This window comes from Rhizobium sp. Leaf453, assembly GCF_001425605.1.
Classification (GTDB): Bacteria; Pseudomonadota; Alphaproteobacteria; order Rhizobiales; family Rhizobiaceae; genus Pararhizobium.
This window is the reverse complement of the sequence record NZ_LMRG01000001.1, coordinates 934,955-959,634: the sequence shown is the minus strand read 5'-3', so window position 1 is coordinate 959,634 and position 24,680 is coordinate 934,955. Positions and strand designations below refer to the sequence as shown.

The following is a 24,680-nucleotide window of genomic DNA, read 5'->3' as shown; positions in this document are numbered from 1 at the left end:
TGTTCTTCCCGATGCGTTGCCGGCCTTTATGGGCGAGGGACGGGGCGGGGGCAAGGGTTGCTCTTGCCGGACGGGGAACCGGTCACGCCAACGGCTTCATTCCTGGGCGCATTCGTGCCACCAATCTGGCAATCAGAATGAGGTGGGGCACATGATCCGGGCAGATATCATTATTCTCGATGGCGACACGGCGGTGCCGCATCTTGCGCGCCTGACGGACATCCTTATCGCCAGCGTGGAGGGTGGTGCGCTGATCGGTCATGTCCTGCCCGTCGATCGGGCTTCCGTCGATGCCTATTGGGCTGATGTCGTGGCATCGGTCGACACGGGCGAGCGGTTGCTGATCTGTGCGCTTGTCGATGGCGAGATTGCCGGGACGGTTCAGCTTTATCTGTCGCCCGAGCCGAACGCGCCGCACCGGGGCGAAGTCTACAAGCTGCTGGTGCATCGCGAGGCCCGGAACCGGGGCATCGGGGGCGCTGATGCGGGTCGTCGAGGAGGAGGCGCTACGGCATGGCCGGACATTGCTGCTGCTTGATACCGTGCAGGGCGGCGCGGGTGAACGACTGTACCGTCGCCTCGGCTGGCAGGAGATCGGCATCGTGCCCCGGCACTTCGTCGATCCCTGGGGCGTGTTCAAGTCGTCGGTCTATATGATGCGTTTTCTGGGGCCTTGAGCCGCAGGAGGAGCGGTATGGCCGCCAGTGCTGCCATGCCGGCTAGACCCACGACGATGATCGTCCATAGCGACGGCACGACGCCGAACTGGGCCAGCGAGGCGGACATGACGAAGGGTGCGATCGCCGAGGTCACCTGCTTGGCCGATGTCGACCACCCAAGCCGCTTGCCATAACCGCGCCGGCCGAACAGTTCGAGCGGCAAGGTGCCGCCGACAATGCTGGTCAGGCCCGACCCCAGGCCCATGCAGACGGCAAACACGACCGCACCGGGAAGCCATGGCGACGTGCCGAGAAGGATGACCAGCCCGAGCGGAAGCATGATCGCGGCAATGACGGCGAGCCACGCCTGCGACAGATTTTGGCCGAACAGAAGATTGATGAAGCGGCTGGTGACCTGTGCAGGACCGAACAGAGAGGCCACCGCAAGACCGGCCGCGCCGAGCCCGAGCGCCTGTGTCAGCGGGACCATGTGGACGAGCATGGCTGACAGCGCGTAGCCCTCGATGGCAAACCCGGCAAGCATCAGACCGAATATCAGGCGATCGCCGCGCGGAGGATTGTCTTGGATTTCGGAGGCGGTTCGCGCTTCGATGACCGCGCTGGATGTCAGCCGGGCAAGGGCCAGATGGATGGGGACGCAGACCGCGATATTGAGAGCCGCAAAGCCCAGATAGATCTCCCGCCAGTTCAGGATGCCATGCAGCCAGGATGTCAGCGGCCAGAACAGCGTCGATGCGAACCCCGCGATCAGGGTCAGGTGGACGATGGATTTTTGTCCCGACAGGCCGCCCGCCTGCACGATCGCGGTGAAGGCGGTGGCATAAAGTACCGTCGAGGAGACGATTTGCATCGCGGTTAGTGCGGCCGCGAAGGTCAAGGCGTTTGGCGCGAAAGCGGTCAGGACCAGCGACAGCGCGGCGCCGATCGATCCCAGTCCCATGACCAGACCGGCCCCATGCCTGTCGGCAAGGCGCCCGGCAAGCGGCGCGGCGAAGCTGCCGGCCAGCAGCGCGAGCGAGAATGCGCCGAAGATCCATTTCTCCGACACGGCAAGATCGCGCGCCATGTCCGGCACGAGGATGCTGAAGGCGTAATAGAGCGTGCCGTAACCGATGATCTGGGTCGTTCCGAGCCCGACCAGCGCCCAGCGGGGAAACTTTCGCTCCATCCGGTCAGGCGACCCGCTTGCCGGCAGCATCAAGCACCCGCTCGCCGTCCTCCTTGATGAATTCCGAGGTCAACATGTCGGCCGGGATGATGTCGAGCACGGCCTCGGAGGGGCGGGAGAGACGGGTGCCGAGCGGGGTGATGACGAAGGGCCGGTTGATCAGGATCGGGTGTTCCAGCATGGCGTCGAGTAGCCGGTCATCGCTCACCGCCGGATTGTCGAGGCCGAGTTCGGCATAGGGGGTGTCCTTTTCGCGGATGGCCTTGCGGACGGTCAGTCCGGCGTCGGCGATCATCTTCGCAAGATCCTGTTTCGTGGGCGGTGTCTTCAGATAGTCGATGACAGCAGGTTCGATCCCGGCGTGACGGATGAGGGCGAGCGTGTTGCGGGACGTGCCACATTGCGGATTGTGATAGATCGTGACAGGAAAAGTCATTCTGCACCTGTTGGATTGGCGTTTTGTGAAAGGCGGGACGGTTCGGCCAGCAGCCAGCCGGTTATGGCAACGGCCAGCAACGCACCGGCGATTTCCGAAACGATGAAGCCAGGAAGATCGACGGGGCGGATGCCGGAGAAGGTGTTGGTCAGCGAGCGCGCGACGGCGACGGCCGGGTTGGCGAAGGATGTCGAGGCGGTGAACCAGTAGGCGGCGGTGATGTAGAGGCCGACGAGCCAAGGGATCGCATCGCCGCGAAAGCGCAAGCCACTGAGGATCGTCAACACAAGGCCGAAGGTGGCGACCACTTCGGCGGTCCATTGGCCTGTCCCGAGCCGCGCCGTCTGCGAAACCTGCAGGATTGGCAGATCGAACATGGCATGCGCCAGCCAGGTGCCTGCAATGCCGCCGATGATCTGCGCGAAAACGTAGAATATCGCCTCCCGGGAGCCGATCTCTCGCCTGGCGGCAAAGACCATGGTGACGACGGGATTGAAATGCGCACCGGAGATCGGCCCCATCAGCGTGATCAGGACGACGAGGATGGCGCCGGTTGGAAGTGTGTTGCCGAGCAGCGAGACAGCCGTGTCATCCGACAGCCGGTCGGCCATGATGCCGGATCCAACGACGGTGGCAACGAGAATGGCCGTTCCGAGTGCTTCGGCAAACAGGCGGCGGCGAATATCGAAACCCACGTCAAACCGCCTTCGGCATGTCACGCCCGATCTCGTCGAGGCGCTTTTGCAGGGCGAGTTTGTCGAGGCTGGTCATCGGCAGGCTGACAAAGATACCGATCCGGTTGTTGAGCATCCGGTAGGCTTCCGTGAAGGCAAAGTGGCGTTCGGCGTCGTTCCCATTGGCCTCGGCCGGATCGGGAATACCCCAGTGCGCGCTCATGGGTTGCCCCGGCCAGACCGGACAGGCTTCTGCGGCCGCATTGTCGCAAACGGTGAAGACGAAATCCATTTTCGGAGCGCCGGGTTCCGCGAACTCGGACCAATCCTTTGACCGGGCGAAGCCGGTGTCATAATTCAACCCCTTGAGCAACTGGATCGTGAAAGGATGAACATGCCCCTTCGGGTGTGATCCGGCCGAAAATGCCCGGAACCTGCCTTGGCCCAAACGGTTCATGATCGCTTCCGCGATGACGGAACGGGCAGAGTTTCCGGTGCAAAGGAACAAGACGTTATAAGGGCGTTCGGACATGGCTGTGGCCTTGGTTGGATGGCTGTGCGAGAGAAAGCTTCATAAGAATTGCTGACGACGGGCAGAGCGACGACGCTTGTCGGGTCTTGAGAATGTCCTTCGAAGCCGTCGCGCGTTCGACTTGCCGGAAACCGAGATTTTCGAAGAACGCGGCGGCTGTTGTCGTCAGAAGATAAACGCTGTCCACGTCCCGCTTTCGGGCGATATCAAGAAGGTTTTCGGTGATTGCCCTGCCGATGCCCTTGTGTCTGTGGTCCGAAGCGACGGCGATCGATCGCAACAGGATGTTTCGATCGGCGGTTTCGAGACCGCCGACGCCGTAGAGTGAACCGTTCTCCGTCGCCGCGAAAAACAACCGTCCGGCTTCCTCAAGATCGTCGACAGGCAGGCCGACCGCTTCGAGCATGGCCTTGAGGGCGGGATCGCTGCCGGAGACGGGTTTGATCTCGATCATTGCGCCTTCTCCACGATCTCTGGCGCGCAGCAGACATTGGCGGCGCCGATGGGCGTGCAGATTTCCGGATGGCCAGCGCAGCAGTCCTCCATCAGGAACCGCACCAGGGCGCCGAGCGTGTCGTAGCTTGCGGTGTAGATGATCGAGCGCGATGCCCGCTGCTGGCTGACCAGCCCGGCCTGTTCGAGCGCCTTCAGGTGGAAGCTGACATTGGTGGCGGAGACGCCGACCTTTTCTGCGACGGATCCGGCGGCCAGCCCCTCTGGCCCGGCGATCACCAGTGTCCGGACGATCCGGAGCCGGGTGTCCTGCGAGAGGGCACCGAAGGCGGAGAGGGCTTGACGTTCTTCCATATTTCAATAATCCTAAAAGTGTCAAAATAAGGAATAGCGCATATGGCAATGCTCGACAAGACACAATCCGCAACCGACGACATCGATCTCGGCTTCCTGTTGGTGGCGCTGGATGCCAGCCCGGATGCGCCGCTGGTCTTTTCCTATGGTGGCGCCGATATCCGGCCCGGCTACCACATCACCGAAGTCAAGGCGGGGCACTTCTCCGCACTCGACTGCGGTGCCAATCCGGAGGCTTGGTCGGAGATTTTCGTGCAGCTCTGGGATATCGAGGAGGGGGATCGCACCCATATGCCGGCACGCAAGTTCGCCGCCATCGTCCGCAAGGTTGCCGAACATGTGGCGCTTGATGGATCGGCCCGGCTGACATTCGAGGTTTCCGATGGCGTTGCCCCGATGCAACTTCACAAGGCGTCGTCACCGGTGCTGCGGGGCGGTGTCCTCCACGTGGACCTCGGTCCTCGCCCTGCAAGCTGCAAGCCCCGCGACCGATGGCTGGCCGAAACGGTCAGGCAGGCGTCGTCCTGTTGTGGCCCGGCCGCCGAGGGGGCGAAATGCTGCGCGTGATGTTTTAAGTCGGGGCGGGGCTCGGGCTTCAGTCAACCTGTGACGCTGCCCCTCATCCAGCCTGTCGACCACCTTCTCCCCACGCGCGGGAAGAAGGGATATGCCGCAGCGCCCAAGGTATAATGGGGATGACCTGCCAATCCCGTTGACAATCGTCCCGACTCATCCGCGATACCGCTTGATTTCCGCGGCTTGTTTCTGCCATTTTGCCCGTCCACATCTGAGTGGGCCCGATGGGGCGTCAAAGGTAAAGGCCGGGAGGCTTCTTCCGGTATTGGTTGAAAGCGGTAGCATCCATGCGCATTACTCTCGAGCGGTCCAATCTCCTGAAGTCGCTGAACCACGTTCATCGCGTGGTCGAGCGTCGCAACACCATTCCGATCCTCTCGAACGTGCTTCTGCGCTCCGATGGCGCCAGCCTCGAAATGAAGGCGACCGACCTGGATCTCGAAATCACCGAGGCGACGCCGGCGCAGGTGGAGACGGCGGGCGCGACGACGGTTCCGGCGCATCTGCTCTATGATATCGTCCGCAAGCTGCCGGATGGCTCGGAAGTGGCGCTGGCCACCAATGCCGAGGGAACGGCGATGACGGTCCAGTCGGGCCGCTCGAAATTCTCGCTGCAGTGCCTGCCGCAGTCCGACTTCCCCGACCTGACCGCCGGCGCCTTCACGCACACGTTCCGTATCAAGGCGACGGACCTGAAGATGCTGATCGATCGCACCCAGTTTGCGATCTCGACGGAGGAGACCCGCTATTACCTGAACGGTATCTACATCCACACGATCGAGAGCAAGGGGCAGCTGAAGCTGCGCGCGGTCGCGACCGATGGCCATCGTCTCGCACGCGCCGATCTCGAAGCGCCGTCGGGTTCGGAAGGCATGCCGGGCATCATCATCCCGCGCAAGACCGTCAGCGAGTTGCAGAAGCTGGTCGACAATCCCGAAGTTGTCGTCACCGTCGAAGTGTCGGACGCCAAGATTCGCCTTACCATCGGCTCGATTGTCATGACCTCGAAGCTGATCGACGGCACCTTCCCGGATTACCAGCGGGTCATCCCGGCCAACAACGACAAGGAACTGAAGATCGATTGCCAGTCCTTCGCGCAGGCCGTCGACCGCGTTTCAACCATTTCCTCCGAACGCGGCCGCGCCGTGAAGCTGGCGCTGAGCGACGGCCAGCTGACGCTCACCGTCAACAATCCGGATTCGGGCAGCGCGACGGAAGAACTGCCGGTCGGCTATGACAGCGATCCGCTGGAAATCGGCTTCAACGCCAAATACCTGCTCGACATCACCGCCCAGCTTTCCGGTACCGATGCCGTCTTCATGCTGGCAGATGCAGGCTCGCCGACGCTGGTGCGCGACATGGCGGGCGACGATGCGCTGTATGTGTTGATGCCGATGCGCGTTTAAACAACGCAGCGCGAAAACGAAAAAAGGCCGGATCTGATCCGGCCTTTTCTATATAACGGATTTCGAAAGGACGATCTGGCTGCTTTGAGAGGCGGAAACAGCTTCCTGTTGGGAGCGGCAATTAATGGCGCGAAATGGCTTGTTTTTGTCGCATTGAACGACACATAATCATTTCGTAATGGAGGGTGCTGCGTTGCAACAGGGCAGGCATGATGTGCTGCCCGCAATGCAGGCGGTGTTGCTGGAGATACGCATGAATTTTCGTCTGAAAGAGCGTCTTGGCAAGAAATTCGATGAGGAAATCCGTTTCTTCAAAGGATGGAAGAGCAATATGAAGGCCGTCGGCTCGATCGTGCCGACATCCGGGATCACCGCCCGCAGGATGGCCAGCGTCGTCAATCCGCATTCGGGCCTGCCGGTCCTGGAGCTTGGCCCCGGCACCGGCGTCATCACCAAGGCGATCCTGCAGAAGGGCGTTCAGCCGGAAAACCTCGTTTCCGTCGAGTTCTCCACCGATTTCTACCAGCATCTCGTCAAGACCTATCCGGGCGTCGATTTCATCAATGGCGATGCATTCGATCTCGACAAGACGCTCGGCCTGCGCCGCGACCAGAAGTTCGACAGTGTCGTCTCGGCGGTGCCGCTTCTCAATTTCCCCATGCATATGCGCGTATCGCTGATCGATGATCTCCTGTCCCGCATTCCCGTCGGCCGTCCGGTCATCCAGATTTCCTATGGCCCGCTGTCGCCGGTGGTGGCCATGCCGGACCGTTACCAGATCTCGCATTATGACTTCGTCGTGCGTAACATTCCGCCGGCACAGCTCTGGGTCTATCGCAAGACGCACTGAGCGTTTCCATGTTCGGGGTCTACATCACCCATCCACAGGTTCGCATCGACCCGGACGTGCCGGTGCCACGCTGGGGCCTGTCCGACCTTGGCGCTGCCCGGGCGGGAAAGGCCGCGCGGTGCGGCTGGGCGGGAGAGCTAACGCGCATTCTCTCAAGCGACGAGACCAAGGCGATGGAAACGGCCGAACTGCTTGCGGGCGCGATCGGCTGCAAGGTCGAGGTGCTGGAGCATTCCGGCGAGAATGACCGGTCGGCGACCGGCTTCCTCGTTCCGGAGGAATTCGAGAAGGCAGCCAACTGGTTCTTTGCCCATCCCGAAGAGAGCTTCAAAGGGTGGGAGCGGGCGATCGACGCGCAGCGCCGGATCGTTGCGGCGGTCTCCTTGGTTCTGGACAGTCACGATCCGTCGCAGCCGATTGCCTTTGTCGGGCACGGGGGCGTCGGCACGCTCTTGAAATGTCATCTCGCCGGCGTGCCGATCGCGCGCAGTCACGACCAGCCCGGCGGCGGTGGCAATCTCTTCGCATTTTCCCTTGCGGACCGTTCCCTTGCATGCGATTGGGAGCCGTTTGAGCTCTGGCAAGGATGGCAAAAATGACTTTGGACGCACGCGACCGGCTGATCGTCGGCCTGGATATCCCCACCATCGGCGAGGCCGAGGCGATCGTCAGCGCGATCGGCGATGACGTGCTGTTCTACAAGATCGGCTATCAGCTGGTGTTTGCCGGCGGGCTGGAGTTTGCCCGCGATCTTGCCAAGGACGGCAAGAAGGTCTTTCTCGACATGAAGCTGCTCGACATCGACAACACCGTCGCCAAAGGTGTCGAGAATATCGTCAAGATGGGCATGTCGATGCTGACGCTGCATGCCTATCCAAAGGCGATGCGGGCGGCGGTCGAGGCGGCGAAGGGCTCGGACCTTTGCCTGCTCGGTGTGACGGTGCTGACCTCGATGGACGAGCAGGATGTCATCGACGCCGGTTATGAATATGATCCGCATACGCTGGTGCTGCGCCGGGCCGAACAGGCGCGCGCCGCCGGCATGGGCGGCATCGTCTGCTCGGCCGAGGAATCGGCGGCTGTCCGCAAGATCGTCGGCCCGGACATGGCGATCGTCACGCCTGGCATCCGCCCGGCCGGGAGCGACAAGGGCGACCAGAAGCGGGTGATGACCCCTGCCGATGCGCTGACCGCCGGATCGAGCCACCTCGTCGTCGGCCGCCCGATCGTCAAGGCTGCCGATCCGAAGGCTGCGGCACGAGCGATCCTCGATGAGATGCGCGGCGCGCTCTGATCCGTTTTCGTTATCGCTGATTGGCGACAGTTCACCGACGAGCAAACCTGCCTTGACCGGTCAAATGATTTGACGGAAGAAGCGGGAAACAGAAGCGGTTGCGCCGGATAAGGAGACGATCATGGCCAAGGGATACTGGATTGCACGGGTCGATGTGCGCGATACCGAGCGTTACAAGGACTATGTCGCCGCCGCCAAGCCAGCTTTTGAAAAGTACGGCGCGAATTTCCTCGCGCGGGGTGGGGCTTTCCAGCGGCTCGAAGGTGATGTGCGGGCGCGCAATGTCGTGATCGAGTTTCCCTCGCTGCAGGCGGCCGTCGATTGCTACAATTCCCCGGAATACCAGATCGCCGCCGCGATCCGCCAGGAAGTGGCGGATGCGGAAATGGTCGTTGTCGAGGGTATCTGACGACATTAAAGCCTGCGGCGGAAAGCGGCAGCAAAGCCTGTGCGATAAGCCTTTCCGTCGCCGGATGATTGGGCTATGTAGCTCACATATAACATGCAGAACATCAGGAGTGCCTGCGCCATGACCTTGTCCAATCTCCCGCCGCTCGTCACCGTTTTCGGCGGCTCCGGATTTGTCGGCCGTCATGTCGTGCGGGCGCTCGCCAAGCGCGGTTATCGCATCCGCGTCGCCGTCCGCCGTCCGGACCTTGCAGGCTTTCTGCAGCCGCTCGGCAATGTCGGCCAGATTTCCTTCGTCCAGGCCAACCTGCGCTATCGCAAGTCGGTCGATGCGGCGGTGCATGGCGCCGATCACGTCGTCAACTGCGTCGGCATCCTGTTCGAGGCCGGCCGCAACACCTTTGACGCCGTACAGGATTTTGGCGCGCGCGCGGTGGCGGAAGCGGCACGCGGGGTCGGCGCGACGCTCACACATGTTTCGGCGCTTGGTGCCAATATCGATTCCGAATCGGTTTATGCCAGCAGCAAGGGCCGCGCCGAGAAGGCCGTGCTTGAGATCGTGCCGGATGCCGTGATCCTGCGTCCGTCCATCGTGTTCGGCCCGGAAGATGGCTTCTTCAACAAGTTCGCGGAAATGTCGCGCTTTTCGCCGGTCCTGCCCTTGGTCGGCGGCGGCAACACGGCGTTCCAGCCGATCTATGTCACCGATGTTGCAGAGGCTGTCGCCCGCTCCGTCGAGGGCAAGGTAGCGCGTGGCAAGATTTATGAACTGGGCGGCCCGGATGTGCTGACTTTCAAGGACTGTCTCGAGGTCATGATGAAGGTCATCGACCGCAAGCGCATGCTGCTGCCGCTGCCGTTCGGTATCGCTTCGATGATCGGCTCGGTTGCCTCGATGATCCCGCTCATCGCCCCGCCGCTGACGGTCGACCAGGTGACGCTGTTGAAGACGGACAATGTGGTTTCCGATGCCGCGCAGGCGGAAGGCCGCACGCTCAAGGCGTTCGGGCTGGAGGGAAGCTCGGTCGAATCGGTTCTGCCGACCTACATGGTTCGCTACCGTCCGCAGGGCCAATACAGCCGCTCGGGCAGCGCTGCCTGAGACCGATTTTCGCCTGTTCGAATCGGGTTGCAATCACGACCGCCGGCCTCCACCGGCGGTTTCTTTTTGTCCGGTTTAAAAAAGCGTTGCGTTTCTGCCTCACTTAAAAAAGCGATTGGCATTTACCGTCGATTCAACATGTCTCGTTATTGATAATAACGGTGCCAGCGCCTAGACAGCAGCCGCGCCGCATCGTTCGGTTGAGAGACCGGCCGGCGCATCACATTCATCTTGAGAGGCACTTTTCCCCATGGGCAAATCGATCGCGATTTTCTTTGCGTGCGCGGCACTTATCGTTCTGGCTGGGTCGTTCGCCGCACCGAAGACGGTCGCCAGCAATCACAGCTGCACGCCGGCCTATGGCGTCGATCCCTGCACGACCGCCTCTATCGGATCGCTCGACAAGTAAGACATTCCCGTCCCGGTTCGGGACGGCTTTCGTTTATGGCGGGGGCCAGGAACCGCGTGCATCCTTTCAACGGGATGCGCGCGGTTTTTTATTGTTTTCAGCCGAACAGCCAGAGGCCGATCAGGCCGGCGGTGCCGACGATGATGCGCCAGATGGCGAAGGGGGCAAAGCCGCGGTTCGACACGAAGTTCAGAAGCGAGCGTACGACGAAGAGCGCCGACACGAAGGCGGCGAGGAAGCCGACGGCGATGACCGTCACGTCGTTGAAATCAAGCGCGTCGCGGTTCTTGTAGAGATCAAGCGTGAACGCGCCAAGCATGGTGGGCATGGCAAGGAAGAAGGAGAACTCGGCAGCCGAGCGCTTGTCGGTTCCCATCAAAAGCGCGCCGGCGATCGTGGCGCCGGAGCGGGATGTGCCGGGGATCATCGCAAGGCACTGGAAAAGGCCGATTTTCAGCGCCAGCGAGGGTGGATAATCCATAACGTCGCGATAGATAGGCTTCAGAGGCATGCGATCGATCGCATAAAGAATGATGCCGCCGATGATGAGGACGATGCAGATCAGCATCGGCGTTTCGAACAGCACGGTCTTGATGAAGTCATGGGCGATGGCGCCGATCACGGCAGCCGGCAGGAAGGCGATGAGGACCGAAAGCACGAAGCCCCGCGCCTTGGCGCTGGAGGGGAGCGCAAGCGCGATCGACAGCAACCGCTGGAAATAGACAAGCAGGATCGCGAGGATTGCACCCAACTGGATCAGGACGGCAAAGGTGTTGCCGGGCGACTTGAAGCCGAGGAAATGACCGGCGAGCAGGACATGGGCAGTCGAGGACACCGGAATGAATTCCGTCAGGCCTTCGATGAGGCCAAGAATGAGCGCACTGATGATCGATTGATCGGCCATGAAATTAAGTATCCCTGAAGCATTGGAGGTTAGGGTCGTGGACCATCGAAGGGCATTGGCTGATTCGCTTGTGTTTGCGGCAGCAAATTCCTATAGCTTTTTCAAACGCGTGGTGGCCAGACGAAACCTGTGCGACAAACCCGTTCCCTCCCAATCGAATTGACGAAACCCGATATCTGATGCCGACACTCTATCACCACCCCATGTCTACCGCGTCCCGGTTCGTGCGCCTGATCCTCTCGGAGTATGGCTACCAGATGGAACTGGCCGAGGAGCAGCCCTGGGAGAAGCGGCGCGATTTCCTCACTCTCAACCCGGCCGGCACGCTGCCCGTCTATGTCGATGACAGCATGCGCGCGCTTTGTGGTGCGACGGTGATTTCCGAATATCTCGACGAAACCAACGGTGTGTTGAAGCGCGACCGCCGGCTTCTGGCGGAAGATCCGTTCCAGCGCGCGGAAATCCGCCGCCTGGCCGAGTGGTTCCTGCAGAAGATGGAGGCCGATGTGACGCGACCGCTGGTGCGCGAGCGTATCTTCAAGCTGCAGATGACGCCGGACCAGGGTGGGGGGGCGCCGGATTCGAAAGTGCTGCGCACCTCGCGCTCGAACATCCGGCAGCATCTGAAATATCTTGGCTGGCTCGCCGGCTCGCGGACCTATCTGGCCGGCGATCGCCTGTCCTACGCCGATCTCGCCGCCGCCGCCGCCATCTCGGTGCTGGATTATCTCGGCGAGATCGACTGGTCGGAGGTGCCCTCCGTCAAGGACTGGTACCAGCGCCTGAAATCGCGCCCGTCCTTCCGCCCACTGCTGGCCGAGCGTGTGCGCGGCGTGACCCCGGTGTCTCATTACGCCGATCTGGATTTCTGATCGTCTTCCTTGGTAAAGTCCCCTCCCCAACCCCTCCCCCCAAGGGGGAGGGGCTTAAGCTGCCGCTTTGTCTGATGATGAAAACAGAGGGCGGCAGCTGGGTCTCTCCCCCCTTGTGGGGGAGATGGCCGACAGGCCAGAGGGGGTCTTTATGCTATAGGCTATATTCCTGCGCAGGAGGGTCTTGTGTCCGGCAATGCGCTCCGTGAGGAGAAAGACGAAAAGATGCGGCGGACGCTGACCGGGTTTCTGAAGGAGGAGGCCCGGCAGAAGGGGTTCGATGTCTGTCGCGTCACGCTACCCAATTCCATTCCGCGTGCGCCGGAGCGGCTGGCCGATTTTCTCGCGCAGGATTTTCACGGCACCATGGACTGGATGGCCGAGACGGCGGAGCGCCGGGGCGATCCGCGTGTCCTGTGGGGCGACGTCCGTTCCGTTGTGCTGTTCGGCATGAATTACGGGACGGACGAAGACCCGCGCGCGCTGCAGGACCGACCGGATCGCGGCGCCGTCTCCGTCTATGCCCGCAACCGCGATTATCACGATCTGATCAAGGGGCGGCTGAAGGAGGTTGCAACGCGATTTGCTGCGCGGGCCGGCGCCGATGTGAAGGTGTTCGTCGATACCGCGCCGGTGATGGAAAAGCCGCTCGCCGAACAGGCCGGTCTCGGCTGGCAGGGCAAACACACCAATCTCGTCAGCCGCGAGTTCGGTTCCTGGCTGTTTCTCGGCAGCCTGTTCACCACGGCAGATCTGGTAATCGACACGCCGGAACGAGATCACTGCGGCTCCTGTCGTGCCTGTCTCGATGCCTGTCCGACCGATGCCTTTCCGGCACCCTACAAGATCGATGCGCGCCGCTGCATTTCCTATCTGACGATCGAGCACAAGGGGCCGATCGATCCTGACATTCGGCCTCTGATCGGCAACCGGATCTATGGCTGCGACGACTGTCTGGCCGCGTGCCCCTGGAACAAGTTCGCGGCCAACGCCTCGGAAATGAAGCTGCAGGCGCGCGAAGACCTGAAGGAGCCCAGACTGTCCGATCTGCTGGCACTGGACGACCCGACCTTCCGGACGTTTTTCTCCGGGTCGCCGGTCAAGCGCATCGGCCGCGACCGGTTCGTGCGCAACTGTCTGATCGCTGCGGGAAACTCGGGCGACGTGGCGTTGGTGGGCCAGTGTATGGCCTTGGCAAGCGATGTGTCGCCCGTTGTGCGGGCGATGGTGGTCTGGGCGCTGTCGCGGCTGATGACCTCTGGCGATTTTGCGGAATTTGCGGCAAGACGAGAACGCGAGACCGATCCGGAGGTGCTCGCGGAATGGAAACTGGCAGGGGTGGTCTGATGCATGTTCTGGTACTGGGCGCCGGGTTTTCCGGCAAGGCGATCGCGAAGGCCTTCCTGCCGCTGGCGCCATCGGTAACGGGGACGACCCGTTCGAGTGAAAAGCTGGCCGCGATCGAGGACGCCGGAATCCATGCGCTGGTCTATGACGGCGTGACCATTTCGCCAGAATTGGCGGAGGTCATGAAGCGCACCACGCATCTGATCCAGTCGATTGCGCCGGGCCGCGATGGCGATCCGATGATGCGGGCGGATGCCGCGCCTCTGCTGGATCTCATGCCGAACCTGCAATGGGCCGGTTATCTCTCGACTGTCGGCGTCTATGGCGATCACGGTGGCGCCTGGGTGACGGAGGATGCCTCGCTGGAGCCGGTCTCGGCCCGTTCCGTCGAGCGTGTGGCGGCGGAAAAGGCCTGGCTTGCCCTCGGAGCGGAGAGCGGCATTCCCGTGGCCGTGCTGCGTCTCTCCGGCATCTACGGTCCCGGACGCAACGCCTTCTGCAACATCGCTGCTGGAACCGCACGGCGGCTGATCAAGGCCAATCAGGTGTTCAACCGCATCCGCGTCGAGGACATTGCCGGGTCCGCGCTCTTCCTGTCGGAGCGGGCAATGGGCGGGATTTTCAATGTCACCGACCATGAACCGGCGCCGCCGCAGGATGTGGTGCTGGAAGCGTCACGCCTGATGGGCGTCGCGCCGCCGCCGGAAATCCCCTTCGAGACCGCCGAACTGTCGCCGATGGCGCGCTCGTTCTACGGAGAAAACAAGCGGGTCTCCAATGCCCGCCTGCGCGATGCAGGCTATGCATTCCAGTTTCCGGACTATCGGATTTCGCTAGCGGATTTGTGGAGCAACGACAGCTGGCGGGGATGAGCTTTCAAGTAAATCGTCACGCCGATAGTGTATGGTTCGTGCGCGATAGTCTTGTGTTTGTCATCGATAATATTACCGGATTGGTCCGGTTTTGGTCTGTCCGGACGTAAAGATGAGGTACCTTTATTCTTTTGCAGAAATGCAACGTTAACGCGACTTGTCGATTTTCTAGCTTCCGAATCCGCCGGATTTAGCCAATTTCAAAAAATTGAATCACTTTTTATGTGCTTGTGCACGGTTTTGCGAGCGTCCGAAGTACCGTTCGGCTTAACGCCTGATTCCAAAGCATTTCTGCAGTTTTGTGACAGTCATTGAAGATTTCGTAATTTTAATTTTTTGCAGATCGTCAATGTTTCCTAATCCAAGGTTAAAGGTTGAAGCACTTTTTCGCCATTTTTGGCGGTGACAAGCGCACCCTTCGTAAGACTTGACTAAATTTCAAACGAAGGGGGTCATCTGTTTGATCACGATGAAATTCACTTCCGCTGCGCTGGCCGCAGTGTTTGCCGTGGGGGCAACTCTTACATCTGTGACACCTAGCCAGGCAGCCGGACAAGGCTGTGGCGGCGCTTCCTGGTACGCCCTGTCGTCGCGCACGGCATCCGGCGAGCGCATGAATGCATCCTACCTCACCGCCGCCCACCGCAATCTCAAGTTCGGCACCAAGGTCGCCGTCACCAACAAGCGCAACGGCAAGACGGTTGTCGTTCGTATCAACGATCGTGGCCCGTTCATTCGCGGCCGTGTCCTCGATCTGTCCAAGGCGGCCGCTAACCATATCGGCATGGTCCGTTCGGGAACCGCCAGCGTCTGTTATCGCGTCGTCGGCTAAGTCGACAACACACCCGTCCGGATTTTGTTCCGGCCGGCTTTGATCCGGTTCGATCGGAAAACCACTGGTTTTCCTTATCGGCCACACTACGCATCTGGTCAGCAATCGTCACACAGCGGCACTGCCTGCTTGCTCTTGGCGTCCATCACCGCTACCACGGCGGAAAATGGAGTTTGAAAGATGCGACTGGGTGGCAGGCTCGCCGGAGCTATTGAGGTTCTTGCCGATATAGAGGCGCGCAAGCGTCCCGTAGCCGATGCCCTCAAGGATTGGGGGCTGGCGCACCGCTTCGCCGGATCCGGCGACCGGGCGGCGATCGGAAACATCGTCTATGACGCGCTTCGGATGAAACTCTCGCACGCCTACCTGATGGACAGCGACAGCGCGACAGCGCTCGGCCATGCGGTGATGTTCCGCCAGTGGGGCGTTTCGCCGGGACAACTGGCGCAGGAACTGGAGGGCGACAGGTTCGCCCCCGAGCCTTTGACCGACGACATGAAGTCCGCCTTTTCCAGCCGCAAGCTCGAGGATGCGCCGCTGCATGTGCAGGGCGATATCCCCGAATGGGTGCAGCCGTCCTTCGAGGAGAATTTCGAGGATGAATGGCTCGTCGAAGCGCAGGCGCTCGCCGGACGCCCGGCGCTCGACCTGCGAGCCAACACGCTCAAGGCATCCCGTGACAAGGTTCTGAAGGCGCTCGACCGCAGCGGCGTCGAGCCTGCGGCGATTGCGCGCCAGGGTATTCGCGTCAAGGCCGGCGAGGGGGCGTCGCGTCTTCCCAACGTCACCGCCGAAATCTCCTTCGAAAAGGGCTGGTTCGAGGTTCAGGACGAGGGATCGCAGATCGTCGCCGATCTCGTCATGCCGAAGGAAGGCGACCAGATCCTCGACTATTGCGCCGGTGGCGGCGGCAAGACGCTGGCCATGGCTGCGGCCATGAACAACAAGGGCCAGATCCACGCTTATGACACCGATCGCAAGCGGCTGGCGCCGATCATCGAGCGGCTGAAACGGGCGGGCACGCGCAATGTCCAGGTTCACGACCGGTTGGACGGCCTGAAGCCGCTCGCCGGCCGCTGCGACCGCGTTCTGGTCGATGCGCCCTGCACCGGCACCGGCACCTGGCGCCGCCGCCCCGACACCAAATGGCGGCTGACGCAGAAGAACCTCGACGAGCGGCTGGGCCAGCAGCAGGAAGCGCTCGCGGGGGCTTCGACCTTCGTGCGCCCGGGTGGCCACCTCATCTATGTCACCTGTTCGGTCCTGCCTGAGGAGAACGAGGCGCAGGTCTATGCCTTCTGCGAGCAGAACCCGGATTTCGAAATCCTCTCGGTGGCCGATGCCTGGGCCGACCTGTTCGGCACCGACAAGCGCCAGCCCTGGTCTGCGGACATGAAGACGGTGACGCTGACACCGGCCTCCACCGATACAGACGGCTTCTTCTTCTGCATGATGGGCAGGAAGGGCTGAGCTCGGGTTTCGAGTGCTGTGTTCGGCTGTCCGATCGCCCGCCAGCACATTGAAAACGTTCTAAACTATACTCTTTGACACATGTTTGGTTTTGGTTCATGACAACCGGGCTGAATAGCCACGCCCATGGTCCGGGCCGCGCGGCTTGCGCGACGGGGATCATCATTCCGGGCGGTGGGGAACGCCGAAGTCCTTCGGAAAGATATCAGGAGAGGTCATGACCACATCATTCCTTCGCAGCGCCGCGCTGGCGCTGGCCACCGCGACGTCCTTGCTGGCCTTGCAGCCGGCGCAGGCGGCAACCGACGCGGCCGCTGTCGTCAAGCATTATGCCGAAGTGGCACATGCGAAATACGCCGATGCGCTGTCGACCGCCGAAGCGCTCGACAAGGCCGTCGACGCACTGATCGCGACGCCAAGCGAAGCGACGCTGAAGGCTGCGCGTGACGCCTGGCTTGTCGCCCGCAACCCCTATCAGGAAACCGAAGTCTACCGTTTCGGCAACCCGATCGTTGATGAATGGGAAGGCAAGGTCAACGCCTGGCCGCTGGATGAAGGCCTGATCGACTATGTTGATCCGAGCTATGGCACCGAGAGCGACGAAAACGCGCTGTTCACCGCCAACGTCATCGCCAACAAGACGATCAAGATCGACGGCAAGGATGTCGACGCGACCAACATCACGCCGGAATTCCTGGCCGGCACGCTGCAGGAAGCCGGCGGCATCGAGGCGAACGTCGCCACCGGTTATCATGCCATCGAATTCCTGCTCTGGGGCCAGGACCTGAACGGCAACGGTCCGGGCGCTGGCAACCGCCCCTATAAGGACTATGACACCAAGGCCTGCACCAACGGCAATTGCGACCGCCGCGCTGCCTATCTGAAGGCTGCCAGCGACCTGCTCGTTTCCGACCTCAAGGAAATGGTTGCGAACTGGACGCCGGATGGCGCGGCCACCAAGAATGTCGAGGGTGACGCCAAGGCCGGCCTCGGTGCCATCCTGACCGGCATGGGATCGCTGTCCTACGGCGAACTGGCCGGCGAGCGGATGAAGCTCGGCCTCTTGCTGCACGATCCGGAAGAAGAGCATGATTGCTTCTCCGACAACACCTACAACTCGCATCTGCACGACGCGATCGGCATCCAGGCTGCCTATACCGGCGAATATACCAAGGTCGACGGCACCAAGCTGACCGGCCCGTCGCTGTCCGAACTCGTCGCCGCCAAGGACCCGGCGCTCGACAAGGAAATGAAGGACAAACTGGCAACGACCATCGCGGCGATGCAGGCGATGGCCAAGCGCGGCGACACTGTCGAGAAATACGATCAGATGATTGCCGAGGGCAATGCCGAGGGCAACGCCGTCGTCCAGGCAGCCATCGATGGCCTCGTCGCCCAGGCCAAGACCGTCGAACGCGTCATTGCGTCGTTGGATCTCGGCACGATCGAGCTTGAAGGTTCCGACAGCCTGGATAATCCTAACGCTGTCTTCCAATAAGAAAGCAAAGGCGGGCCGTCGCACAAGGGCGGCCCGGTTTTCCGGAATGAGTGCTTGGGGCCTTCCCCGTCTGATCCTGCCGCTTGCCATCGCACTCTGCTGCGTGGCGGGCGGCTTTTCTGTTTTCCGGACGGACGGTTTTGCATTCGGCGCGGAAGACCCCTCCCCAACCCCTCCCCACAAGGGGGAGGGGCTTAACCCAGCCGCACCGCCACACAAAATTGTCACCTTGCGCGAGGTGTCGCAGAATGGTGGGACGGTGCGGCAGTCTAGCCCCTCCCCCTTGTGGGGAGGGGTTGGGGAGGGGTCTTTTGCAATAGCCCTTGCCGATGATTTGGAGCTCCCGGCAAACACCGAAAGCCACGTGGAGGACATTGCCTCCCCACGCACCGACCTCTCCGAACATGACCGCAAGCGCGTCGCCGATGTCATCCGTCCCGCGACGAACTTCACCAAGGCGGAAAAATTCGAGGCAATGGCGGGTGGGGCGGGGACGTCGATTGCGTCGGTCAATCAGGACAGCTTTTCGCAATTCTCCGCCAACATCACCTTTGCCGAGGAAGAGACCTTCAAGCTCGGCAATGCGCTGTTTCGCAAGCTTTGGGTGTCCTCGCCGTCCTCGACGCAGGCATCCGATGGGCTGGGGCCGCTCTACAATGCGCGCGCCTGCCAGACCTGCCATCTGAAGGACGGGCGCGGTCATCCGCCGGAGGGCAATGCGGACACGACGTCGATGTTCCTGCGACTGGCGCGGCCGGCAGCAACGGAGGCTGAGCGGCAGGCGGTTGCGGCACATAAGGTGCTGAATTTCCCCGATCCGGTCTATGGCGCGCAATTGCAGGACAGCGCCGTGCCGGGCCTTCCGGCAGAAGGTCATATGAAGATCAGCTATACCGAGAAGGCCGTGACGCTTGCCGGCGGCGAGATCGTGTCGCTGCGCCAGCCCACCTATACGATCGAGGGACTGAGCTATGGGCCGCTCGATGCCGCGACGACGCTATCGCCGCGGGTGACGCAACCGATGGGCGGGCTCGGGTTGGTCGAGGCCATTCATCCCGCCGATATCCTTGCCAACGCCGATCCCGATGACCGGGATGGCGACGGGATCAGCGGCAAGGCGTCGGTGGTGCGCGATCCTCAATCCGGAAAACTGGTTCTGGGGCGGTTCGGCTGGAAGGCGCAGACGGCCTCTGTGCGCCAGCAGAGCGCGGAGGCGCTGGCCGGGGATATCGGCATTTCCTCGCCGGCCGCCAAACGCAGCCATGGCGACTGCACGGCCGCGCAGACCAAATGCCTGTCGATGGCCGATGGTGTCCAGGCGCGGCTGGGCGATACCGAAGCGCCGGACCGGGTGCTTGGCCTCGTCACCTTCTATTCGGAAAACCTGGCCGTGCCCGCCCGCCGCAAGGCGAGTTTTGCGGAAACGCTTGCCGGCAAGAAGGTTTTCTACGAGACCGGCTGCATTTCCTGCCATGTACCGAAATTCGTCACCCGACGTGATGCCGGCAACAAGGCGCATGCGTTTCAACTGATCTGGCCCTATTCCGACTTTCTGCTGCATGACATGGGCGAGGGGCTGGCCGATGGCCAGCAAGTCGGAGAAGCGTCGGGCAGGGAATGGCGCACACCTGCTCTTTGGGGTATCGGTTTGACCCAAGTAGTAAGCGGGCACACGTTCTTTCTGCATGACGGGCGGGCGCGCAATCTCACCGAAGCCATTCTCTGGCATGGCGGCGAGGCGCAGAAGGCGCGCGACCGTTTTGCCGATCTCGAAAAAGCCGACAGGCAAGCCCTGATCACATTCCTGGAGTCCCTTTGATGCGTTATCGGCCTGTCCTGCTTCTCAGCCTCGCCCTTTCCGCCGTGCTGTCGGTTTCCGCCATGGCCGAGGATGCCGAAGACGCCGCGCCGCCGCGCGCCAGCCTGAAGCAGGAAGCCGTGCCTGATGTCATGGCCAAGGCCGTCGACGATTTCATCCGCCCCGGTTACCGCGACCTGATGGAAGGCACCGAATCGCTGGCGGAAGCTGCGCACGTCCTGTGCGAGAAACCGTCGGAGGAGACGCTCGGCGACGTCCAGATGACCTTCGACGAGGTGGTGCAGCAATGGTCGACGATCGAGATCGTCCGTGTCGGGCCGGTGCTGGATGGTAATCGTTTCGAGCGTTTCCTGTTCTTCCCGGATCGCAAGAGCACCGGCCTGAAGCAGGTGCAGCGCATTCTCGCGACCAGCGACGAGACTGCAACATCGCCGGATACGCTGAAGGGCAAGAGCGTCGCGACGCAGGGGCTGGGGGCACTGGAATATGTGCTCTACGGTACCGGCGCCGAAGTTCTGCCGCAGGAAAAGGGCGGTTTTCGCTGCCGCTATGGCGCCGCCATCGCCGACAACCTGAAAACCATTGCCGCCGAACTCAGTGCGGAATGGGAAAAGCCCGATGGCATCCAGAAGGCCTGGAAGAATCCCGGTCCGGCCAATCCGCTCTATCGCGACGGCAAGGAGGCTGCGACCGAACTGCTCGGCATCCTCGTCCATGGCGTCGAAAGCATTCGCGACCAGCGGCTGCGGCCGTTCTATGCCGGCATCATTAAGGGCGAGCCGGACAAGGGCCATCCGAAACTGGCGATCTATTGGCGCTCCGGCAATACGATGCCGGCGCTGTCTGCGAATTTCATGGCGCTGCAGACGCTGTTCAACGCGGCCGACATGCAGGCTCTGCTGCCAAAGGAAGACCAGTCGGTGGTGAGTGCCGTCAATTACGTGCTGCAGGCGATCGTCGATGATGCCGACCAGATCGACCTGCCGATCGACGAGGCTATTGCCGACGACGACCAGCGGGCGCTTTTGAACCGCATTCTTCAGAACACCAACGATGTACTGCAGCGCCTCAATCTCGATTTCGGCGCGGCCATCGGCCTGACCTCGGGCTTCTCGTTCGCCGACGGCGATTGAGGGCGCAGAAGCCTGCCAAGCGGTTGACAGGGCAGCAATATTGGCGCAATGGGGCGGCGTGTTCGATGCGAACACGGCCAAAAAAGGATCAACGGATCATGAACCCCGACAGTCGAAGTACAGCTTCGATTTTTTCGACCGTCCGGCCCTGATAGCAAGGGTTGCCGCTGGCGGTCGATAGACTTGCCAGATTGGAACCCGATATGCTGCGCACCTACAAAAGCCAGAGCAACCAGCTCGTCCTCATCGACGCCGCGATGGAGCAAGATGAAACCTTGCCCGTCGTATGGTTCGACCTGTTCAACGCCTCGCAGGACGAGATCCGGATCGTCGAGCGGCAGCTCGGCATCGAAATCCCGACCCGCGACGAGATGCAGGAAATCGAGCTTTCTGCCCGTCTTTACCAGGAGGACGGCGCCGAGTTCATGACGATGACGGCCGCCACCGAGCTTGATGGCGATTACCCGGTCAAGGTTCCCATCACCTTCATCCTGAAGGGTACGACGCTGGTCACGGTGCGCCATGCCGATCCCAAGCCGTTTCACATCTATGCGGCGCGGATGCAGAAGCCGAACGGCGCCTCCTGCGAAACGGGCGAACTGACGATGATCGGCCTTTTGGAAGCGGTGATCGACCGGACTGCGGATGCGCTGGAGCGTGTCGGCAACGAGGTCGATGGCATCTCGCGCGAGGTGTTTCGCAAGACCAATGCGACGGTGACGAAGAAGACCCGCGACCTGCAGTCGCTGATCGAGCAGATCGGCCAGAAGGGCGACCTGTTGACGGTGATCCGTGAAAGCCTGGTCAGCGTCGGGCGTCTCGTCGCCTATCATACGGCGCTGGATGGGATCGGTACCCGCAAGGCGATCAAGGAGAGCCGGCAGCGCGTCAAGCTGATCCAGCGCGATGCGGCGTCGCTGGGCGACCATGCGCTGTTCTTGTCGAACAAGATCAATTTCCTGCTCGACGCGACGCTGGGCCTGATCAACCTCGAGCAGAACCAGATCATCAAGATCTTCTCGGTCGCCGCCGTCGTCTTCCTGCCACCGACGCTGGTCGCTTCGATCTACGGCATGAATTTCGAGATCATGCCGGAGTTGAAGTTTCAGTTCGGCTATCCGATGGCGCTCGGCATGATGGTGATGTCGGCGGTGTTGCCGTATCTGTATTTCAAGCGGCGGGGCTGGCTGTAAACGAGGAATTGAGGAATATTGGAATCCTGCGGAGACCTCATCCTCCGTCATGCCTGTGCTTGTCACAGGCATCCAGTCGCGCCGCGTCTGCGGCGCGGAAGGCTCCTTCCACGCGACGTCCGTCGCGTGGAAGGATTCCTGTGACAAGCACAGGAATGACGGAGGATGAGGCCTTGCTGATCAACGGCAACTCCCGTGTTTGCGGAACGTCATGGCATATCAAAGCATACCGTCGGACAAATCTCTCACCGACCGCCGGACCTTCCTCAAAATGGCCGGGGCCGCCTGGGCAGCGACGCTGGCGCCACAGGTGGCCTTCGCATTGTCGCGCGCGCAAGCCGTCTATGCCTCCGGGTTCCGGTCGCCCAATGGTGCCTATGGCGTGGCTCTGCTGAGCGAGGAAGGCGCGATCATCGATCGCATGCCGCTGCCCGCCCGGGCGCACGGCATGACCTATAGCGCGGCTTCCAACCGCGCCGTCGCCTTTGCCCGTCGCCCCGGCACGTTCGCGATGATCTTCGCGCCGGACGGGAGCGCCGAGCCGATCGTCATCACATCGGCGGAAGGCCGGCATTTCTATGGGCACGGCTGCTTTTCGGGCGACGGGCGCCTGCTCTATGCGACGGAAAACGACTTCGACGGCAATCGCGGCATGATCGGTGTCTACGACGGCTCGAACGGCTTTGCGCGGCTGGGTGAGTTTCCGTCCTATGGCATCGGGCCGCATGATATGACGCTTGGTGCTGACGGGCATATGCTCGTCGTCGCCAATGGCGGCATCGAGACCCATCCGGATTTCGGCCGCACCAAGCTCAATCTCGACCACATGGAGCCATCCTTGGCGCTGATCGATACGAAAAATGGCAGCCTGATCGAGCGGCATGTCATGCCGGAGACGCTGCGCCAGCTATCGACCCGGCATGTCGATATCGACGCCGATGGCAAGGTCTGGTTTGCCTGCCAGTACGAGGGCGCGCGCAACGACCTGCCGCCGCTTGCCGGTTCCTTTTCCAAGGGTGAGGATATCCGCTTTCTCGATCTGCCGGAGGAAACGACGCTGGCGCTCGCCAACTATGTCGGTGCCATCGCCGTTAACCGGCGCGATGGACTGGTTGGCCTGACCTCGCCGAAGGGTGGTGCCGAGGTGACGGTGGATGCCAGGACGGGAAAGGTTCTGCGCCAGACCGTGCTTGCGGATGCAGCCGGGATCGCGCCGGCCAAAAGCGGGTTTGTCGCGTCGTCCTATGACGGTCGGTTCGGCGGGACGCTGAGCGACGTGGCCTGGGACCAGCATATCGTGCGGCTTGGCTGAGCCCGGCTCAGAGATCGACGAGTTCGTCCAAATCCTGCCAGAGATAGGCGATCTGCTCATGATCGCGGCTGCCGACGCGGATCGTTGACCGGGCGGAGGCGGTGGCGCCGAGATATTCGTAGAATCCGCGATTGGCGTTTTCTGCCAGCACCCAGGCGAAAAGGCCTTCCGCACCCTGGCTGCGGCAATCCCGGGCAGCGGTCTGGACCAGTGCCTTGCCAAGCCCCATGCCCTGCGCGGCGGGGCGAATGTAGAGCGAATAGAGTTCCATCACACCGGAGGACACAGCCCCTCGGGGCGGGCCATAATTGGCAAAGCCGATCATGCCATCCCTATCCACGCCCGCCTGATAGGCGACACCCTTGGCTCCCATGCGGCGGGCATGGCGCAGGGACTGATCCTGCTCGGTCATCCCAGCAAGAAAGGCGTCGTCGATGATGCCACGAAAGGTGTGCCGCCAGGTCTCGACGAGAATTTCGCCGATCACCGGGATATCCTCGTCGTCGGCGGGGCGGATGCGGAAGGGCTGGTTCATCATGGGCATATAAGGGCAAAGAGTTGTCCGCGAAAGGGCGGATAGCGCCGCAGACTGGACTTCAAAAAGCCCGAACCTATATCCGGCCCATGCCAAGATTCCTGATCCATCTCTTCTTCGTTGTCCTCGTCCTCGCCTGCGGTCTGCTGATCGGCATCAACAATGTTCCCGGCGAATGGTATCAGTCTCTGGTCAAGCCGTCGTTCAATCCGCCGAACTGGATCTTCGCGCCGGTCTGGTCGATCCTCTATGTGATCATCGGCTTTGTCGGCGCGCGCACCTTCATGGATCATCGGCATTCGGCGGCGATGCGGCTGTGGGTGGCGCAGATGATCTTCAACTTCGCCTGGTCGCCGCTGTTCTTCGGCGCACACGAGATCGCGCTGGCGCTGATCGTCATCATCGCATTGCTGATCTCGATCTCGGCTTTCATCGTTACCAGTCGCCGGCAGGATTATCTCTCCGCAGTGCTGTTCGTGCCCTATCTCGCCTGGGTCGCCTTCGCCACGCTGCTCAACACGTCGATTTTCCTGATGAATTGAACTTGTCCC

General features: G+C 61.7%; 28 protein-coding genes. 20 read left to right on the top strand and 8 right to left on the bottom strand.

Annotation, left to right across the window (positions count from 1 at the left end; genetic code table 11):
• Nucleotides 1-151 precede the first annotated feature (151 nt).
• On the top strand, nt 152-538 hold the full coding sequence (locus ASG68_RS04690; protein ID WP_062582705.1) for a GNAT family N-acetyltransferase: 387 nt from the start codon (nt 152-154) through the stop codon (nt 536-538).
• Nucleotides 539-636: 98 nt separating this feature from the next.
• Here ASG68_RS04690 and arsK read toward each other — a convergent pair whose 3' ends face one another.
• From arsK to ASG68_RS04660, 6 genes are read right to left on the bottom strand one after another with little or no spacing between them, the layout of a single operon-like run.
• Complete coding sequence (gene arsK / locus ASG68_RS04685; protein ID WP_244484089.1) at nt 637-1,878, bottom strand: arsenite efflux MFS transporter ArsK; 1,242 nt, start codon at nt 1,876-1,878, stop codon at nt 637-639.
• Nucleotides 1,853-2,284, bottom strand: coding sequence for an arsenate reductase (glutaredoxin) (gene arsC, locus ASG68_RS04680; protein WP_062582707.1), 432 nt, complete (start codon nt 2,282-2,284; stop codon nt 1,853-1,855). The genes arsK and arsC overlap by 26 nt, the downstream gene beginning before the upstream one ends.
• The gene (locus ASG68_RS04675) at nt 2,281-2,979 is read right to left on the bottom strand and encodes an aquaporin (RefSeq protein WP_062582709.1); all 699 of its coding nucleotides are present in this window, start codon (nt 2,977-2,979) and stop codon (nt 2,281-2,283) included. Before ASG68_RS04675 ends, arsC begins: the two co-directional genes overlap by 4 nt.
• Nucleotide 2,980: 1 nt before the next feature.
• Nucleotides 2,981-3,490: an arsenate reductase ArsC gene (locus ASG68_RS04670; RefSeq protein ID WP_062582710.1), complete on the bottom strand. Its 510-nt coding sequence runs from the start codon at nt 3,488-3,490 to the stop codon at nt 2,981-2,983.
• Nucleotides 3,471-3,944, bottom strand: coding sequence for an arsenic resistance N-acetyltransferase ArsN2 (gene arsN2 / locus ASG68_RS04665; RefSeq protein WP_062582712.1), 474 nt, complete (start codon nt 3,942-3,944; stop codon nt 3,471-3,473). Before arsN2 ends, ASG68_RS04670 begins: the two co-directional genes overlap by 20 nt.
• Entirely contained in the window at nt 3,941-4,297 is a 357-nt protein-coding gene (locus ASG68_RS04660) for an ArsR/SmtB family transcription factor (RefSeq protein ID WP_062582714.1), read from the bottom strand. Before ASG68_RS04660 ends, arsN2 begins: the two co-directional genes overlap by 4 nt.
• Nucleotides 4,298-4,339: 42 nt before the next feature.
• Between ASG68_RS04660 and ASG68_RS04655 the strand changes: the two genes are divergently transcribed.
• The 8 genes from ASG68_RS04655 to ASG68_RS31820 all read left to right on the top strand — a co-directional run bounded on the left by ASG68_RS04655 (nt 4,340) and on the right by ASG68_RS31820 (nt 10,342).
• Nucleotides 4,340-4,864, top strand: coding sequence for a DUF6428 family protein (locus tag ASG68_RS04655; protein WP_062582716.1), 525 nt, complete (start codon nt 4,340-4,342; stop codon nt 4,862-4,864).
• Nucleotides 4,865-5,160: 296 nt separating this feature from the next.
• Nucleotides 5,161-6,279: a DNA polymerase III subunit beta gene (gene dnaN / locus ASG68_RS04650; RefSeq protein ID WP_062582718.1), complete on the top strand. Its 1,119-nt coding sequence runs from the start codon at nt 5,161-5,163 to the stop codon at nt 6,277-6,279.
• Nucleotides 6,280-6,532: 253 nt separating this feature from the next.
• A complete protein-coding gene (gene pmtA, locus ASG68_RS04645) occupies nt 6,533-7,129 on the top strand; it encodes a phospholipid N-methyltransferase PmtA (RefSeq protein ID WP_062582720.1) in 597 nt (198 codons plus the stop codon).
• Between the two features lie 8 nt (nt 7,130-7,137).
• Complete coding sequence (locus ASG68_RS04640) at nt 7,138-7,728, top strand: histidine phosphatase family protein (RefSeq protein WP_062582722.1); 591 nt, start codon at nt 7,138-7,140, stop codon at nt 7,726-7,728.
• A gap of 2 nt (nt 7,729-7,730) precedes the next feature.
• Nucleotides 7,731-8,423, top strand: a complete 693-nt coding sequence (gene pyrF, locus ASG68_RS04635) for an orotidine-5'-phosphate decarboxylase (protein WP_062582725.1) — start codon at nt 7,731-7,733, stop codon at nt 8,421-8,423.
• A 121-nt stretch (nt 8,424-8,544) separates the two neighbouring features.
• Nucleotides 8,545-8,832 carry a DUF1330 domain-containing protein gene (locus ASG68_RS04630; RefSeq protein WP_062582726.1) on the top strand — a complete coding sequence of 96 codons (288 nt, stop codon included), beginning with the start codon at nt 8,545-8,547 and terminating at the stop codon, nt 8,830-8,832.
• A gap of 120 nt (nt 8,833-8,952) precedes the next feature.
• Entirely contained in the window at nt 8,953-9,933 is a 981-nt protein-coding gene (locus tag ASG68_RS04625; protein ID WP_062582727.1) for a complex I NDUFA9 subunit family protein, read from the top strand.
• A 250-nt stretch (nt 9,934-10,183) separates the two neighbouring features.
• Entirely contained in the window at nt 10,184-10,342 is a 159-nt protein-coding gene (locus ASG68_RS31820; RefSeq protein WP_112409261.1) for a hypothetical protein, read from the top strand.
• Nucleotides 10,343-10,439: 97 nt separating this feature from the next.
• Here the strand turns inward: ASG68_RS31820 and ASG68_RS04620 are convergent, their stop codons facing one another.
• Nucleotides 10,440-11,246 (bottom strand): undecaprenyl-diphosphate phosphatase, encoded by an 807-nt coding sequence (locus tag ASG68_RS04620; RefSeq protein ID WP_062582728.1) that lies wholly within the window; start codon nt 11,244-11,246, stop codon nt 10,440-10,442.
• 179 nt (nt 11,247-11,425) lie between these two features.
• On the opposite strand from ASG68_RS04620, the gene ASG68_RS04615 reads away from it, so the two are divergent.
• From ASG68_RS04615 to ASG68_RS04570, 10 genes are all read left to right on the top strand, one after another.
• Nucleotides 11,426-12,118 (top strand): glutathione S-transferase family protein, encoded by a 693-nt coding sequence (locus ASG68_RS04615; RefSeq protein WP_062582731.1) that lies wholly within the window; start codon nt 11,426-11,428, stop codon nt 12,116-12,118.
• A gap of 225 nt (nt 12,119-12,343) precedes the next feature.
• Nucleotides 12,344-13,465 (top strand): tRNA epoxyqueuosine(34) reductase QueG, encoded by a 1,122-nt coding sequence (gene queG / locus ASG68_RS04610; protein WP_062583654.1) that lies wholly within the window; start codon nt 12,344-12,346, stop codon nt 13,463-13,465.
• Nucleotides 13,465-14,337 carry an SDR family oxidoreductase gene (locus ASG68_RS04605; RefSeq protein ID WP_062582732.1) on the top strand — a complete coding sequence of 291 codons (873 nt, stop codon included), beginning with the start codon at nt 13,465-13,467 and terminating at the stop codon, nt 14,335-14,337. Before queG ends, ASG68_RS04605 begins: the two co-directional genes overlap by 1 nt.
• Nucleotides 14,338-14,806: 469 nt before the next feature.
• Nucleotides 14,807-15,169: a septal ring lytic transglycosylase RlpA family protein gene (locus ASG68_RS04600; RefSeq protein ID WP_062582735.1), complete on the top strand. Its 363-nt coding sequence runs from the start codon at nt 14,807-14,809 to the stop codon at nt 15,167-15,169.
• Between the two features lie 180 nt (nt 15,170-15,349).
• The gene (locus ASG68_RS04595; protein WP_062582737.1) at nt 15,350-16,639 is read left to right on the top strand and encodes an RsmB/NOP family class I SAM-dependent RNA methyltransferase; all 1,290 of its coding nucleotides are present in this window, start codon (nt 15,350-15,352) and stop codon (nt 16,637-16,639) included.
• A 217-nt stretch (nt 16,640-16,856) separates the two neighbouring features.
• On the top strand, nt 16,857-18,137 hold the full coding sequence (locus ASG68_RS04590) for an imelysin family protein (protein WP_062582739.1): 1,281 nt from the start codon (nt 16,857-16,859) through the stop codon (nt 18,135-18,137).
• Between the two features lie 334 nt (nt 18,138-18,471).
• Nucleotides 18,472-19,956, top strand: coding sequence for a di-heme oxidoredictase family protein (locus ASG68_RS04585; RefSeq protein ID WP_413813984.1), 1,485 nt, complete (start codon nt 18,472-18,474; stop codon nt 19,954-19,956).
• A complete protein-coding gene (locus ASG68_RS04580; protein ID WP_062582743.1) occupies nt 19,956-21,089 on the top strand; it encodes an imelysin family protein in 1,134 nt (377 codons plus the stop codon). The genes ASG68_RS04585 and ASG68_RS04580 overlap by 1 nt, the downstream gene beginning before the upstream one ends.
• Nucleotides 21,090-21,292: 203 nt before the next feature.
• Nucleotides 21,293-22,282, top strand: coding sequence for a magnesium transporter CorA family protein (locus ASG68_RS04575; protein ID WP_062582745.1), 990 nt, complete (start codon nt 21,293-21,295; stop codon nt 22,280-22,282).
• A gap of 211 nt (nt 22,283-22,493) precedes the next feature.
• On the top strand, nt 22,494-23,594 hold the full coding sequence (locus ASG68_RS04570) for a DUF1513 domain-containing protein (RefSeq protein WP_062582748.1): 1,101 nt from the start codon (nt 22,494-22,496) through the stop codon (nt 23,592-23,594).
• Between the two features lie 7 nt (nt 23,595-23,601).
• On the opposite strand, the gene ASG68_RS04565 is transcribed toward ASG68_RS04570, so the two are convergent.
• Nucleotides 23,602-24,132, bottom strand: a complete 531-nt coding sequence (locus ASG68_RS04565; RefSeq protein ID WP_244484086.1) for a GNAT family N-acetyltransferase — start codon at nt 24,130-24,132, stop codon at nt 23,602-23,604.
• Nucleotides 24,133-24,218: 86 nt separating this feature from the next.
• On the opposite strand from ASG68_RS04565, the gene ASG68_RS04560 reads away from it, so the two are divergent.
• Nucleotides 24,219-24,671: a TspO/MBR family protein gene (locus ASG68_RS04560; protein WP_062582751.1), complete on the top strand. Its 453-nt coding sequence runs from the start codon at nt 24,219-24,221 to the stop codon at nt 24,669-24,671.
• Nucleotides 24,672-24,680: the final 9 nt, after the last annotated feature.